This window comes from Rathayibacter sp. KR2-224, assembly GCF_049446075.1.
Taxonomy (GTDB): Bacteria; Actinomycetota; Actinomycetes; order Actinomycetales; family Microbacteriaceae; genus Humibacter.
The window spans coordinates 2203746-2217213 of record NZ_JBMSEB010000001.1 but is presented as its reverse complement, the minus strand read 5'-3'; the positions used below and the strand labels follow the sequence as shown (position 1 = coordinate 2217213).

Below are 13468 nucleotides of genomic sequence, written 5' to 3'. Positions count from 1 at the left end.
CGCCGCTGCCGGCACTCTCCTCGGTCGGCAACGCTGCTGGTGGAAGAGGAGGTGATCATCTGGATCGGTTGGCAGTGCGAGCGGCGCAGGCGGCCGTCGACGAGGTGCGTTCCGGGCTGGCCGCCGTGCTGGCACAGCTGCCGGATGCCGCCAGCGTGGAGTGGAGGTCCCCGGCGCAGCGGCGATTCGAGGCAGGCCTCGACGAGTTGAGCGCCGCCATCGGCCACGCGCTCAGTGCCCTCGAGCGATCGGCGGACGAGCTCACAAGGGCGGCGGCTGCGGCGGAGCGGATACCGGCGGTGGTGGGAGGGTCGTGACGGGCATGTCCGACGACATCACAATCTCGGGCGGCGGCACCTGGGTGGCGTCGGACGCTCTGCTCGAAGCCGGCGCGACGCTCGCGGTCATCGCGAACAGGCTCGACGACCTGGCACACGCCCTGCGTCCGGCGCTCGCCCTTGCCGGAGCGCCCGGCTTCGGCGTCGGCCGCGGGGCGCAGGCTGCGCAGGATGCGCTGCACTCCGCTCAGGATGCCGCGCGGCTCGCGCATGTCGCTGCCGCCGGCATCCGCGACTCCTCGTCCCGGGCGAGGCGGCTAGCGGGCGATCTCGCCGAGGCTGCCGCGAAGTACAGCGGGGCGGACCGTGACGCGGATGCCCGCATCATGGATCTCAGCACCCTCAGCGGCTGGGCGCTCGGACAGCTGGCGCCGCTGGCCGCGGTCGCCGGAATGTTCGCGCTGCCGCAGCTTCTCGCCACCGCTGCGACCGTGCTCGGGATCGGCACGCTCGCCACCGGCTCGCCGCAGGAGTTCCTGAAGGGCGTGAGCGACCTGGCCGGCTCCAAGGCGAGTGTGTTGCGCGATCCACGGGTGGTCTCGCTCATCAGGTTCGCGGTGTCCGGGGCGGACGACGCCATGCTGGGTGCAGCCGGGATTCCCCTGCCGTTGGCGGCGCTCGTCGACGACCGTGGGACGCGGGCGTTCGGGCTCCGCGGCGGCACCTCGATTGTCGTCGGCGCCGGCAGGGCAGCCGGACTCCTCCACGAGACGCCCGTGAGCGTCGAGCGCACCGCGGCGACCACGGCGCCCCCGCCGTCAGGCTTTGCAGACCTGGCGAAGCGCATCCCGCCGTCAGCCCCCGATTCGCCACAGGTGCGCATCGAGCGGTACGCGGGGGCCGACGGCGATCCGGCATACATCGTGTACGTGGGCGGAACGGTCGACCCGAGTCCTGCATCCGGTGAAGAGCCGTTCGACATGACGAGCGATCTCGTCGGCATCGCGAAGCTCGATCCGGCATCGCTCAGAGCGACGGAACAGGCCATGCAGCAGGCGGGCATCCGGCCGGGCGACACCGTGATCCCGGTGGGCTACTCGCAGGGCGGCATCGTCGCGACGAGCATTGCCGTCTCGGGCGAATACTCGACGCCGGCGCTTGTCACGTTCGGTTCACCCACCGCCGGCATCGATGTGCCCTCGACGACCGTCGACGTGGCGGTTGAGCACACGGATGACCTGGTGCCGGCTCTCGGGGGCATCCCGCTCGCCGCGGACCGGAACGGCGGCGACCGCATCGTCGTCACACGTCAGACCTTCAGCGGGGAGGTGCCACAGGGCTCGTCACCCATCGACGCGCACCTCATGAAGGAGTACGCCATCACAGCGCGCACGATGGATGCGACGAGCGACCCTCGGCTCGCCGCTGCGCTCGCAGCCCTCCCGGACGGCGGCCGAGGCGACGCCGAGCTCTACCGGGGCACCCGCGTGCAGTCGCATTGAACAACAACACAGCGGGTTGAGTAGCACGCCGAAGGCGCGCGTATCGAAACCCCGGCCCCGTTAGCGCCTGAGCACGGGACGGAAGATGAGGCCGAGCAGCCAGCTGATGATCGCGAGGATCAGCGCAGCCCACACGCCTTCCCAGAACCCGTTGACGTGCAGGCCGAAGCCCATCGCATCGCTGATCCACGAGACGATGAGCAGCAAGAGCCCGTTCACGATGAGCGACACCAGCCCGAGCGTGAGCACGTACAGCGGGAAGGCGACGATGCGGATGACCGTCCCGACGATGCCGTTCACGATCCCGAAGATCAGTGCGAGCAGCAGGTACGTCAAGATCAAGGGCCACTGCCCGTCGTTCTGGTCGTACGACTTCACCGTCACTCCCGTGACGATCAGGGTCGTGACCCAGAGGGCGAACGCGTTGATGATCAGTTTCAGCAGAAACCTCATCCACACAGTGTTCCAGTGCGTACCCCTCCAGGGGAAGGGCGTTGCGACGGCTCGGCTCAGCGCGAAGGCATGGCAGCCTCTCAGGCCCGTGGAATATGGCCGAAGGTAAGTTAGCTCTGTGGATCCACAGAACGTCGAGCACGTGCGGCTGCGACCCGAGATCGCGAAGCTGGCGGCATATGCCCAGGGACGCGTTCCGTCCGCAGACGGCTTCAAGCTCTCGAGCAACGAGAACCCGTTCGACCCGCTCCCGGGCGTGCTGGATGCCCTCGCACGCGCGGCGACCCTTAACCGCTACCCGGACGGCGCCGCGCTCGCCCTACGCAACCGCATCGCAGATCGGTTCGGCGTCGGCACGGCGGAGGTGCATCTCGGTGCCGGATCCGTCGCGCTGCTGTCGCAGTTCATCAACGCCGCAGCGGGCCCGGGCGATGAGGTGGTCTACGCGTGGCGGTCATTTGAGGCCTACCCGGGGCTCGTGACCGTCTCCGGGGCATCTAGTGTCACCGTTCCTCTGCTGCCCGATGCCAGGCACGACCTCGACGGCATGCTGGCGGCCATCACCGACCGAACGCGCGTCGTCATCGTCTGCACGCCGAACAACCCGACGGGACCGGTCGTGAGCTCGGAGGAGTTCGAGCGCTTCATGGCATCGGTGCCGCCCGATCGCCTGGTGCTGCTCGACGAGGCGTATGTGGAATTCGTCGACGATCCAGACCACGTCGACGGTCGCACTCTCGTCGGCAGGTACCCCAATCTCGTCGTGCTGCGCACCTTCTCGAAGGCCTACGGTCTCGCAGGCCTGCGCATCGGCTACGCGGTCGGGCCGGAGCGACTGCTCAACGCAGCAAGGTCGACCGCCATCCCGATGAGCGTGACCGACACCGCCCAGGCGGCAGCGCTGGCGTCGCTCGATCGCGAGGACGAGCTGCTCGCACGGGTCGCAGCCATCGCCGAACGGCGTGCCCGCTTGCGGGATGGGCTGCTGAGCCAGGGCTGGAACGTGCCCGAGGCCCAGGGCAACTTCGTCTGGCTGGCCACAGGCGAGCAGACGGCGTTCTGCGTCGACCGATTCTTCGAAGCCGGAGTGGCCGTTCGCGGGTTCGCGCCCGACGGCATCCGGGTCAGCGTCGGCGAGGAGGAATCTGTCGACCGGGTGCTAAAGATCGCGCAGGAGCTTGTCGATCATCTACCGAAGAGCCCTCCCATCGAGCGGTTAGGTTAGTCAGGATGTCTGCCACGAACGACCGATTCGCGTCGTCGACCGGGCTCTCCGCGGCGAGCGTGCAAGTACTGACCGAAGACGGTCGTTTTGAGCCGACGGATGCCGCCGCCGAGTTTCTGCCCTACCTCGACGCGCTCACCGACGACGACTTCAGGCGCTTCTACCGCGACATGGTCGTGGTGCGCAGGTTCGACGTGGAGGCCACCAACCTGCAACGGCAGGGGCAGCTCGCCCTGTGGCCGCCGAGCAGCGGCCAGGAGGCTGCGCAGGTCGGCTCCGCGTACGCGGCGAAGCCGCAGGACACCATCTTCCCGTCGTATCGGGAGCACGTCGTGGCAACCATTCGCGGCGTCGACCCGGTGGACATCATCCGGGTCATGCGAGGTGTGACCAACAGCGGATGGGATCCGACCGACCCGAAGAACGGCAACATGCGGGTCTACACGCTCGTGCTCGGCACCCAGACGCTTCACGCGACGGGCTTCGCCATGGGCGTGAAGTTCGACGGAGCCTCTGGGACGGGCGATCCGGCATCCGATCAGGCCGTCATGGTCTACTTCGGCGACGGCGCGAGCTCCGAAGGAGACGTGAGCGAGGCGTTCGTCTTCGCGGCCAGCTACCGGACGCCCCAGGTCTTCTTCCTGCAGAACAACCAGTGGGCCATCTCGGTGCCGGTGAAGACGCAGTCGCGCACCCCGCTCTACCTGCGCTCGAGCGGCTTCGGCATCCCGGGTGTGCAGGTCGACGGCAATGACGTACTGGCCAGCTACATCGTCACGGCCAAACAGCTCGACGATGCGCGCGGCGGGCATGGGCCGAGCCTCATCGAGGCCGTCACGTATCGCATGGGTGCGCACACCACGAGCGACGACCCGACGCGCTACCGCTCGTCCGACGAAGACGAGCACTGGCGCGGCCGCGACCCCATCGTGCGCATGCGCGCCTTCCTCGCGAGCCGCGGCGTCGGCGACGAGTGGTTCGACTCGGTCGACGAGGAGGCCGCCGACAACGCGGCAGACGTGCGTCGCCGCACCCTCGAGCTCACCGGACCAAGCGCTGAGGCGGTGTTCGAGTGGGTGTACTCGGAGCCGCACGCAGGCATCGTGGAGCAGCAGGCGTGGTTCGAGCGGTACGAGAAGTCGTTCGCGGCGGGTCCAGGAGCGCCGTCTGATGGGACCCCGAGCGTGAGCGCGGAGGCGAGCCGATGACCGACGCGACGATCGCGGAGCAGGCTTCGCAGGCATCCGCTCGCACTCGGTTCCACACCGGGGTCGAGAGTCTGCCGATGGCCAAGGCGCTGAACGCGGGAATGCGGCAGGCGCTCGCCGACGACGCCAAGGTGCTGCTCATGGGCGAGGACATCGGCCCGCTCGGCGGTGTCTTCCGCATCACCGAAGGGTTGCAGCGGGAGTTCGGCGCACATCGGGTGATCGACACCCCGCTGGCGGAATCCGGCATCGTCGGCACCGCGATCGGCCTCGCCATGCGCGGGTACCGGCCGGTGTGCGAGATCCAGTTCGACGGATTCGTGTTCCCGGCCTTCGACCAGATCACCACGCAGCTGGCGAAGATCACCGCAAGGCACGAGGGCGCACTCCGGATGCCCGTGGTCATCCGCATCCCGTACGGCGGCCACATCGGTGCGGTCGAGCACCACCAGGAGAGCCCGGAAGCCTACTTCGCCCACACGCCGGGGCTGCGGGTCGTGAGCCCCTCGACTCCGAACGACGCGTACTGGATGATCCAGGAGGCGATCGCCTCTGACGACCCGATCATCTTCCTCGAGCCGAAGAGCCGCTACTGGCCGAAGGGTGAGGTCGACTTCTCCGCGAGCGCCGCCCCGCTGCACGCGAGCCGGGTGGTGCGCACCGGGAGCGACGTCACGTTGGTCGGCCACGGCGCCATGGTCAGCGTGCTGCTGCGCGCTGCCGAGATCGCCTCGGACGAGGGCACCAGCGTCGAGGTCGTCGACCTGCGCTCGCTTTCGCCCATCGATTTCGGCCCGCTTCTCGGCTCCGTGCGCAAGACGGGCCGCCTGGTGGTCGCGCAAGAAGCGCCAGGATTCGCGAGCATCGGCAGCGAGGTCGCCGCGACGGTGGCCGAGAAGGCGTTCTACTCACTGCAGGCCCCCGTGTTGCGGGTGTCCGGCTTCGACACGCCGTTCCCGCCGGCCAAGCTCGAAGACGCCTATCTGCCAGACGCCGACCGCGTGCTCGAGGCCGTGGACCGCGCGCTCGCCTACTGACGGCATCCGTCGGCCGCAGCGGCCCACGTCGCCACTTTCCCCTTCCCACCACCTCAGCCTCGAAGAACCGCCAGCAAGGAGTGCCATGAGTGAGTCCGAGTTTCTGCTGCCGGACGTCGGCGAGGGCCTGACCGAGGCGGAGATCGTGTCGTGGAAGGTGGGTCCGGGCGACGCGGTGCACGTGAATGACGTGCTGTGCGAGATCGAGACCGCCAAGTCGCTCGTCGAGTTGCCCTCGCCGTTCGAAGGCGTCGTCGACCGGCTGCTCGTGCAGGAGGGGCAGACCGTCGAGGTCGGAACCCCGATCATCATCGTGGGCGCCGGCACGTCCGGCGGCCCCGTCACGACGGCCGAGGGCCTGGACAACGTGATCGAGGTGGACGACGCGGAGCTGCAGGTGTCAGCGGATGCCCGCGCATCCGTGAGCGGGCAAGCCGCGACCCAGCCGGGTGCGGCGGGTGCCGGCTCGACCGAGACGCCCGACAGTGCGGAGGCGGCCACGCTCATCGAGCGCGACGGCGACGAGCCTAAGCCCGGTGCCGTGCTCGTCGGCTACGGCTCGGCGGGCCACGGCGCGAGCAGGCGGCGCAGCCAGCGGGAGCAGGCGTCCGCCGCCCAGGGCCGCCACGTGCCGGCCGCGGCCGACCTGATGCCGGCCGCGCGCGCCGGCTCCATCGTCGCGAAGCCGCCCATCCGCAAGCTCGCGAAAGACCTCGGCGTCGACCTGTCGCTGGTCGCAGGCACCGGCATCGGCGGCGAGATCACCCGCGACGACGTGATCAGGCAGGCGAGCCAGGCCAGCGTGTTCCGCAACATCCAGACGCCGGAGTGGCCGGATGCCCGCGAGGACCGCATCCCGGTCAAGGGCGTTCGCAAGGCGATCGCCACGGCGATGACCACGAGCGCGTTCACCGCGCCGCACGTGAGCCTGTTCGTCGACGTGGACGCGACACGCACGATGGAGTTCGTGCAGCGGCTGAAGAAGTCACCCGACTTCGCAGGCGTGAAGGTGTCGCCCCTGCTCATCATGGCCAAGGCCATGATCTGGGCCGTTCGGCGCAATCCGACGGTGAATTCGACGTGGACCGATGAGGAGATCATCGTGCACCACTTCGTGAACCTCGGGGTCGCGGCGGCGACGCCACGTGGCCTCATCGTGCCGAACGTGAAGGACGTGCAGTCGATGAGTCTGCTCGAACTGGCCGGTGCACTCGAGCAGCTCACTCTCACGGCTCGTGACGGCAAGACGCAACCCGCCGAGATGGCCGGCGGCACCATCACCGTCACCAACATCGGCGTCTTCGGCATGGACACGGGAACGCCCATCCTCAACCCCGGCGAGGTCGCCATCGTCGCGCTCGGCACGATCAAGCAGAAGCCGTGGGTGGTGGACGGCGAGGTGCGCCCGCGCTTCGTCACCACGCTCGGGGCATCCTTCGATCACCGGGTCGTCGACGGTGACGTCGCCAGCCGCTTCCTCGCCGACGTAGCTGCGATCATCGAGGAGCCGGCGCTCCTTCTGGACTGATCCTTGGGAGGTCCGCCCAGCGAGACTGGACGGCGGCCCTACCCGGCCGACGATGCCGCCGCCAGCGCCTTGAGCGCGCGGTCGAGCGCGCCGCCCAGGCCGTAGCGGTCGCCGAGTTCGTGCACGGATGCCAGGCGCGCGTCATCGAGCGCGCGAAGCGTTCCGTCCACCTCGGGCAGGTCCAGCCGCTCGCCGACGGCGATGATCGGCACGGCGCGCTCCAGGTACTCGGCGGCGGCGGTGAGCTTGGCCCGCACACCCGCGCCGAGCGGGGTGGCCGGGTCGTTTGCCGCTTGGAGGATGCCGTCCAGGTCGCCGAACTCGCGCAGCAGACCGGCAGCGGACTTCTCGCCGATGCCCGCGACACCGGGCAGCCCGTCCGAAGGATCGCCGCGCATGGCGGCGAACGCGGCGTACTGGCCGGGTGAGATTCCATACTTCGACTCGACGACGGTATCCGTCACGACCTCGAGCTTGCTCATACCCCGTGCCGTGTAGACGATGCGCACGTTGTGTGCGTCGTCCACGAGCTGGAAGAGGTCGCGGTCGCCCGTGATCACGTCGACGGGTGCTGCAGACCGGCGGGCGAGGCATCCGATCACGTCGTCGGCCTCCGCCTGATCCGCACCCACGACGGGGATGCCCAGCTCGCCGAGCAGCCGACGGATGACGGGTATCTGCGGCACGAGCCCCTCCGGCGTCTCCTCGACGTCCACGCCGCCAGGCACGTGCCTGGCGACCCTGTGCTCCTTGTACGACGGGATGAGGTCGACGCGCCAGCGCGGCCGCCAGTCGTCGTCCCAACAGGCGACGAGAGCGGTCGGCTCGAATTCGGTGACGAGCTTGGCGATGATGTCGAGCAGCCCGCGGATGCCGTTCACCGGCATCCCGTCCGGCGCCTTCACGCTGTCTGGCACGCCGTAGAACGCGCGGAAGTACAGCGAAGCGGTGTCGAGCAGCATGAGTCGGCCGGTCATGAGTCCGATCCTTGCGCATGGCCGGTGGCCCGGCCACGTCCGGCCGAAAATCGGAGATTCGCGGCGACACGCGGCCCGGCGTGACCCACCTCCGGCGTGGCGACGCAAATCTCCGATTTTCGCGCCGGCGCCGGCGGCCAGTTTCGCCCGGCGGTGTCGTCGGAGGGCGGGTGTCACAGCCGTTGTTGTTCTTGAGTATCATTATCAATAAGTGGTCGGTGCAGTCGTGCGGCCGACCGCCCGGGTAGTGCGGACATCCGTTCACCCGTCAACCGCGACTTAGACAGGTTCACTTACATGAAGCGTTCCGCCTTGATCGTTCCGGCCCTCGCCGTGGTGGCGCTCGCCGTCGCCACGCTCGCCGGATGCTCCGCCTCGCCGGCCGATGGCGCAGGGACTCCGCGCGCCACGGGTCGCATCGACGTCGTCGCCGCCACCGACGTGTGGGGCGACATCGCCAAGCAGGTCGGCGGCGATCGCGTCGACGTGACCTCGATCATCGACGACCCGAACAAGGATCCGCACGAGTACCAGGCGAGCGGTCAGAACCAGCTGGCGGTGTCGAAGGCGCAGATCGTGATCGTGAATGGCGGCGGATACGACGACTTCGTCAGCCAGATGCTCCGCTCGGTGCACAGCAAGGCCGTCGTCGTGAATGCGACGACCATCTCCGGATACGACCAGCATCCGTCGAGCGGTGAGTTCAACGAGCACCTCTGGTACGACTTCCCCACGGTCGAGAAGGTCGCGAAGCAGCTCACAGCCGCGTACAGCAAGGCGAGGCCCGGCGACGCGACGACGTTCGACGCCAACGAGAAGCGGTTCGCGGCATCCGTCGATCAGCTGCGCGGCACGGAGGCCGACCTGAAGACGAAGTACGCGGGCAAAGGTGCGGCCGTGACCGAACCGGTGCCGCTGTACATGCTGAATGCCATCGGGCTGGTGAACAAGACGCCGCAGAAGTTCAGTGAGGCGATCGAGAACGACACGGATGTCGCGCCGTCGGTTCTCGAGCAGACCCTCGCCCTGTTCTCGTCGCACTCGGTAGCGTTGCTCGCGTACAACGAGCAGACGACCGGCGCGCAGACCAAGAAGGTGCTGGACGCCGCGAGGTCGGACGGGGTGCCAGTGGTTCCGGTCACCGAGACCCTGCCGTCGGGAAAGACCTACCTCAGCTGGATGAGCGGCACGCTGGACGAAGTGGGCACAGCACTGCAGAAGGCGGGATCGTGAGCGGCACAGAGGTTGCTGAGCGAGTTGACGAGGTGCCGGTCGCGGCATCCCTCGAGACCGTGCTCAGCATGCACGACGCCACGTTGGGCTTCGGCGACCGCACGCTCTGGTCGGGGCTCGACCTCGATGTGCACGCCGGCGAGTTCATCGCCGTGCTCGGCGCGAACGGATCGGGCAAGACCAGCCTGCTGAAGGTCATCCTCGGCCAGCAGCGGCTGCTGACCGGTTCAATCGACTTCCTCGGCGAGCCCGTGCACCGTGGCAACCGCCGCATCGGCTACATCCCGCAGCAGCGCCTCGCAGATGACGGGACACCGTTGCGCGCCCGCGACCTCGTGGGCCTCGGCGTCGATGGGCACCGCTGGGGTGTTCCGTGGCCTTCGAAGCGCCGCAAGCAGCGCATCGACGCCCTGCTGGATGCCGTCGGCGCGTCGGCCTACGCGAAGGTGCCGATCGCGACGCTGTCCGGAGGAGAGCAGCAGCGACTCCGCGTCGGGCAGGCGCTCGCGGGCGATCCGCGGCTGCTGCTGTGCGACGAGCCGCTCCTCTCGCTCGATCTCACCCATCAGCGCGCAGTGAGCGAGCTCATCGACCGGCACAGGCGCGAGCGACAGCTCGGGGTGCTCTTCGTCACGCACGACGTGAACCCCGTGCTCGACCTGGTCGATCGCGTGCTCTACCTCGCTGGCGGCAAGTTCCGCATCGGCACGCCCGACCAGGTGCTGCGCAGCGAGGTGCTCAGCGAGCTGTACGGCTCGCCGGTCGACGTCATCCGTACGCGGGGTCGCATCGTCGTGGTCGGAACATCGGATGCCCCCGGCGGGCACCCGGACGGACCTCACGCGCATCACGACGAACAGCACGACCCGCTGCACGACGTGCATGACGACCACCACCACGAGGCGCAGTACGGGAGGGCCGGCCTGTGATACACATGGACGCCGGCTGGTGGGGCCAGATCTTCAACTTCACCGACTACGGGCAGCTGCTCGTGCTGCTGCGCAACTCGGTGCTCGCAGGCGCACTGCTGGGCGTAGTGGGCGGGCTCATCGGCGTCTTCGTCATGTCGCGCGACATGGCGTTCGCGGTGCACGGCATCAGCGAGCTGTCGTTCGCCGGGGCATCCGCAGGTCTTCTGCTCGGAGTCGGGGTGGTGCAGGGCTCGCTCGTCGGGTCGCTGATCGCCGCACTTCTGATCGGGCTTCTCGGCTCCCGGGCGAGGGAACGCAATTCGATCACGGCCGTGCTGATGCCCTTCGGGCTGGGGCTGGGCATCCTCTGCCTTGCGCTCTACCCGGGGCGCTCCGCCAACAAGTTCGGACTGCTCACCGGGCAGATCGTGGCCATCGACAGCCCGCAGATCGGCGCGCTGCTCACGATCTCGATCGTCGTCGTCGCGGGACTGGCCGTCGTGTGGCGCCCGCTCACGTTCGCGAGCCTCGACGCCGACGTGGCGGCCGCGCGCGGCGTTCCGACGTCCGCACTCTCGATCGTCTTCATGCTGCTGCTCGGACTCGCCGTGGCGGTCTCGGTGCAGATCGTCGGCGCGCTGCTCGTGCTGTCGATCCTCGTCACGCCGGCCGCCTCCGCCTTGAAGGTGTCGTCGTCGCCGCTCGTGGTCCCGCTGCTGAGCGTCGTGTTCGGCGTGGTGTCCATGGTGGGCGGCATCATGCTGGCGCTCGGCAGCTCGGTCCCGATCAGCCCGTACGTCACGACCATCTCCTTCCTCATCTACGTCGTGTGCCGTCTGATCGCGTGGTCACGCAAGCGCCGGGGCGTCAACGGACGAAGGATGCCTGCGGCGCCAGAGCGCGCACCTCACCCCGCCGAGGTGATCGGATGAAGCGGAACACCTGGCAGCGCGAGGCCGTGCGCGAGGCGCTGACCTCGAACGAAGGGTTCGTCAGCGCTCAGAGCCTGCACTCCGAGCTGCGTGACCACGGTTCGCCCATCGGGCTGGCGACCGTCTATCGCGCGCTGGCCGACCTCGCGAGCGAGGGGGATGCCGACTCCCTGCAGTCACCGGACGGTGAGGCTCTGTACCGCGCATGCTCCACGACCGGGCACCATCACCACCTGATCTGCCGGCGATGCGGCCTTACCGTGGAGATCGGCGCCGACGATGTCGAGCAGTGGGCGCAACGCGTGGCATCCGTGCACGGATTCACCGACGCCAGGCACGTCGTCGACGTCTTCGGACTCTGCGAGAACTGCACGCGACTGGCGGCGCAGAAATCCGAGTGATCGGTCGGCGATTTGGGCAGTAGCGGCGCGTCGCGTAGACTTGTCGTTTGTCTGTGCAGGCTCCTCTGCGCAGTTCGCTCACACAATCCCCTCCTCGCGAAATCGGGGAACGGTTGTGCGTGCCGACAAGAGATCTTGGGAAGGGCATCCGCCCTTCGGTATTGATGGAGGAATCATGGCAGCTGTCTGCCAGGTGACGGGAGCTGTGCCCGGTTTCGGACACAACATCTCGCACTCGCACCGGCGCACCAAGCGTCGTTTCGACCCGAACATCCAGAAGAAGACGTACTACGTGCCCTCGCTGCGCCGTAACGTCACTCTGAACGTCAGCGCCAAAGGCATCAAGGTGATCGACGCCCGCGGAATCGAGTCCGTGGTCAAGGACATCCTGGCCCGTGGGGAGAAGATCTGATGGCCAAGCAGCAGGACATCCGCCCGATCATCAAGCTTCGTTCGACGGCAGGCACCGGTTACACCTACGTGACGAAGAAGAACCGCCGCAACGACCCCGACCGTCTGGTGCTCAAGAAGTACGACCCCATCGTGCGCAAGCACGTCGAATTCCGCGAGGAGCGGTAAGCATGGCTAAGAAGAGCAAGATCGCGCGCAACAAGCAGCGCCAGATCGTCGTCGACCGTTACGCCGAGAAGCGTGCGGAACTGAAGAAGGCCCTCATCAACCCCAACGCGAGCGACGAGGAGCGCGAGGCCGCGCGCGTCGGGCTGCAGAAGCTGCCGCGCAACGCATCGCCGGTGCGTCTGCGCAGCCGTGACGCCGTCGACGGTCGCCCGCGCGGCGTGCTGACCAAGTTCGGCATCTCCCGTGTTCGCTTCCGCGACATGGCGCACCGCGGCGAGCTGCCCGGTATCACCAAGTCGTCTTGGTGAGCACCTTCGCGGCCTAGTCGGCTTCGACAAGGGGCGTCGTCCTTCGGGACGGCGCCCCTTTCACGCATCCGGGTCGCGCGTCCGGCACCCCCGAAAACAGGCAGGTCTCTCGGGAACAGGCACAATCTGCCTGTTCCCGGGGGGAGAGCGCGATCATGCCTGTTCGGCGCGGGTGTGGATTGCCGCGCGGCGGGCCGCTGAGCCCGGGGCCGGCCGTCGACTCCGGGGCCGGCCGCTCGGGACGCAGCGCCGTCCTGTGGATAACCCTGCAATTTCTGTGCATAACCCGTGCCGGACCCGGTCGGATGCCTCGAAACACGCGGTTCTCGCCTCAGAATCCCCGGAAATCCGCGGAATTACGCGGGTTCTTGGTACCGTGAGGGCGGTTCAGACGAACCACACGTGCGGCTCTGGCCGTGAACTTCAACAACAAACGCTGCTGTGCAGCAGAACGTCCGAGGAGGACACTCAATGGCTGACAAGTCGCTGAACAAGACCGAGCTCATTGCGGCGGTCGCCGCGTCGACCGGTCAGAGCCAGGCCGCCGTGGGGGCTGTGGTCGATGGTTTCTTCGCGACCATCGCCGAGACCGTCTCCGGCGGCGGCAAGGTGACGATCCCCGGTTGGCTCGCCGCTGAGCGCACCGAGACCGCAGCTCGCACCGGCCGCAACCCGCAGACGGGCGCCGAGATCAACATCCCGGCCGGCCACCGCGTCAAGCTGACCGCCGGCAGCAAGCTCAAGGCTGCTGTGAAGTAGTCTCAGCACCGCCGAAATATAGGGGATGCCGGTTCGCCGGCATCCCCTTTCGCATGCCTGCGCTCGTGCCCGGCGCACCCCGCCTTCCCACCACAGGCGCACGACGACTGAGCCGCTGCACAGCGGCGGCAGGTGTC

At 68.2% G+C, this 13468-nt stretch carries 16 protein-coding genes; 14 read left to right on the top strand and 2 right to left on the bottom strand.

The genetic code is table 11. From position 1 onward, the window contains the following. The first annotated feature begins 68 nt into the window (after positions 1-68). Together ACO2Q7_RS10115 and ACO2Q7_RS10110 are read left to right on the top strand one after the other, a co-directional pair. Complete coding sequence (locus ACO2Q7_RS10115; protein WP_423355482.1) at positions 69-317, top strand: hypothetical protein; 249 nt, start codon at positions 69-71, stop codon at positions 315-317. A gap of 5 nt (positions 318-322) precedes the next feature. Beyond that, the gene (locus ACO2Q7_RS10110) at positions 323-1780 is read left to right on the top strand and encodes a hypothetical protein (protein WP_423355481.1); all 1458 of its coding nucleotides are present in this window, start codon (positions 323-325) and stop codon (positions 1778-1780) included. Positions 1781-1840: 60 nt separating this feature from the next. Here ACO2Q7_RS10110 and ACO2Q7_RS10105 read toward each other — a convergent pair whose 3' ends face one another. Beyond that, positions 1841-2233 carry a phage holin family protein gene (locus ACO2Q7_RS10105; protein ID WP_423355480.1) on the bottom strand — a complete coding sequence of 131 codons (393 nt, stop codon included), beginning with the start codon at positions 2231-2233 and terminating at the stop codon, positions 1841-1843. A gap of 118 nt (positions 2234-2351) precedes the next feature. Between ACO2Q7_RS10105 and ACO2Q7_RS10100 the strand changes: the two genes are divergently transcribed. The 4 genes from ACO2Q7_RS10100 (at position 2352) to ACO2Q7_RS10085 (ending at position 7231) form a co-directional block, all read left to right on the top strand. Then, on the top strand, positions 2352-3458 hold the full coding sequence (locus ACO2Q7_RS10100) for a histidinol-phosphate transaminase (RefSeq protein ID WP_423355479.1): 1107 nt from the start codon (positions 2352-2354) through the stop codon (positions 3456-3458). 5 nt (positions 3459-3463) lie between these two features. Beyond that, positions 3464-4666, top strand: a complete 1203-nt coding sequence (gene pdhA, locus ACO2Q7_RS10095) for a pyruvate dehydrogenase (acetyl-transferring) E1 component subunit alpha (protein ID WP_423355478.1) — start codon at positions 3464-3466, stop codon at positions 4664-4666. 77 nt (positions 4667-4743) lie between these two features. Then, positions 4744-5703, top strand: a complete 960-nt coding sequence (locus ACO2Q7_RS10090; protein WP_423356000.1) for an alpha-ketoacid dehydrogenase subunit beta — start codon at positions 4744-4746, stop codon at positions 5701-5703. A gap of 85 nt (positions 5704-5788) precedes the next feature. After that, positions 5789-7231, top strand: a complete 1443-nt coding sequence (locus ACO2Q7_RS10085; RefSeq protein ID WP_423355477.1) for a dihydrolipoamide acetyltransferase family protein — start codon at positions 5789-5791, stop codon at positions 7229-7231. A 38-nt stretch (positions 7232-7269) separates the two neighbouring features. On the opposite strand, the gene ACO2Q7_RS10080 is transcribed toward ACO2Q7_RS10085, so the two are convergent. After that, positions 7270-8208, bottom strand: a complete 939-nt coding sequence (locus ACO2Q7_RS10080) for a 5'-3' exonuclease (RefSeq protein ID WP_423355476.1) — start codon at positions 8206-8208, stop codon at positions 7270-7272. Positions 8209-8505: 297 nt separating this feature from the next. Here ACO2Q7_RS10080 and ACO2Q7_RS10075 point away from each other — a divergent pair, with 297 nt between their 5' ends. The 8 genes from ACO2Q7_RS10075 (at position 8506) to ACO2Q7_RS10040 (ending at position 13331) form a co-directional block, all read left to right on the top strand. Further along, complete coding sequence (locus ACO2Q7_RS10075; RefSeq protein WP_423355475.1) at positions 8506-9441, top strand: metal ABC transporter solute-binding protein, Zn/Mn family; 936 nt, start codon at positions 8506-8508, stop codon at positions 9439-9441. A 68-nt stretch (positions 9442-9509) separates the two neighbouring features. After that, positions 9510-10370, top strand: coding sequence for a metal ABC transporter ATP-binding protein (locus ACO2Q7_RS10070; RefSeq protein ID WP_423355999.1), 861 nt, complete (start codon positions 9510-9512; stop codon positions 10368-10370). Next, the gene (locus ACO2Q7_RS10065; RefSeq protein WP_423355474.1) at positions 10367-11284 is read left to right on the top strand and encodes a metal ABC transporter permease; all 918 of its coding nucleotides are present in this window, start codon (positions 10367-10369) and stop codon (positions 11282-11284) included. The genes ACO2Q7_RS10070 and ACO2Q7_RS10065 overlap by 4 nt, the downstream gene beginning before the upstream one ends. Then, positions 11281-11685, top strand: coding sequence for a Fur family transcriptional regulator (locus ACO2Q7_RS10060; protein ID WP_423355473.1), 405 nt, complete (start codon positions 11281-11283; stop codon positions 11683-11685). The genes ACO2Q7_RS10065 and ACO2Q7_RS10060 overlap by 4 nt, the downstream gene beginning before the upstream one ends. A gap of 175 nt (positions 11686-11860) precedes the next feature. After that, entirely contained in the window at positions 11861-12097 is a 237-nt protein-coding gene (gene rpmB / locus ACO2Q7_RS10055) for a 50S ribosomal protein L28 (RefSeq protein ID WP_022881957.1), read from the top strand. Further along, the gene (gene rpmG / locus ACO2Q7_RS10050; RefSeq protein ID WP_146321261.1) at positions 12097-12264 is read left to right on the top strand and encodes a 50S ribosomal protein L33; all 168 of its coding nucleotides are present in this window, start codon (positions 12097-12099) and stop codon (positions 12262-12264) included. Before rpmB ends, rpmG begins: the two co-directional genes overlap by 1 nt. Positions 12265-12266: 2 nt before the next feature. Next, entirely contained in the window at positions 12267-12572 is a 306-nt protein-coding gene (rpsN, locus tag ACO2Q7_RS10045; RefSeq protein WP_423355472.1) for a 30S ribosomal protein S14, read from the top strand. A gap of 471 nt (positions 12573-13043) precedes the next feature. Further along, entirely contained in the window at positions 13044-13331 is a 288-nt protein-coding gene (locus ACO2Q7_RS10040) for an HU family DNA-binding protein (RefSeq protein ID WP_423355471.1), read from the top strand. Positions 13332-13468: the final 137 nt, after the last annotated feature.

Coding starts and splice junctions, on each gene's coding strand:
- ACO2Q7_RS10110 (WP_423355481.1), top strand. CDS start 323: ATGTCCGACGACATCACAATCTCGGGCGGCGGCACCTGGGTGGCGTCG.
- ACO2Q7_RS10105 (WP_423355480.1), bottom strand. CDS start 2,233: ATGAGGTTTCTGCTGAAACTGATCATCAACGCGTTCGCCCTCTGGGTC.
- pdhA (WP_423355478.1), top strand. CDS start 3,464: ATGTCTGCCACGAACGACCGATTCGCGTCGTCGACCGGGCTCTCCGCG.
- ACO2Q7_RS10090 (WP_423356000.1), top strand. CDS start 4,744: ATGGCCAAGGCGCTGAACGCGGGAATGCGGCAGGCGCTCGCCGACGAC.
- ACO2Q7_RS10085 (WP_423355477.1), top strand. CDS start 5,789: ATGAGTGAGTCCGAGTTTCTGCTGCCGGACGTCGGCGAGGGCCTGACC.
- ACO2Q7_RS10080 (WP_423355476.1), bottom strand. CDS start 8,208: ATGACCGGCCGACTCATGCTGCTCGACACCGCTTCGCTGTACTTCCGC.
- ACO2Q7_RS10075 (WP_423355475.1), top strand. CDS start 8,506: ATGAAGCGTTCCGCCTTGATCGTTCCGGCCCTCGCCGTGGTGGCGCTC.
- ACO2Q7_RS10070 (WP_423355999.1), top strand. CDS start 9,510: ATGCACGACGCCACGTTGGGCTTCGGCGACCGCACGCTCTGGTCGGGG.
- ACO2Q7_RS10060 (WP_423355473.1), top strand. CDS start 11,281: ATGAAGCGGAACACCTGGCAGCGCGAGGCCGTGCGCGAGGCGCTGACC.
- rpmB (WP_022881957.1), top strand. CDS start 11,861: ATGGCAGCTGTCTGCCAGGTGACGGGAGCTGTGCCCGGTTTCGGACAC.
- rpmG (WP_146321261.1), top strand. CDS start 12,097: ATGGCCAAGCAGCAGGACATCCGCCCGATCATCAAGCTTCGTTCGACG.
- rpsN (WP_423355472.1), top strand. CDS start 12,267: ATGGCTAAGAAGAGCAAGATCGCGCGCAACAAGCAGCGCCAGATCGTC.
- ACO2Q7_RS10040 (WP_423355471.1), top strand. CDS start 13,044: ATGGCTGACAAGTCGCTGAACAAGACCGAGCTCATTGCGGCGGTCGCC.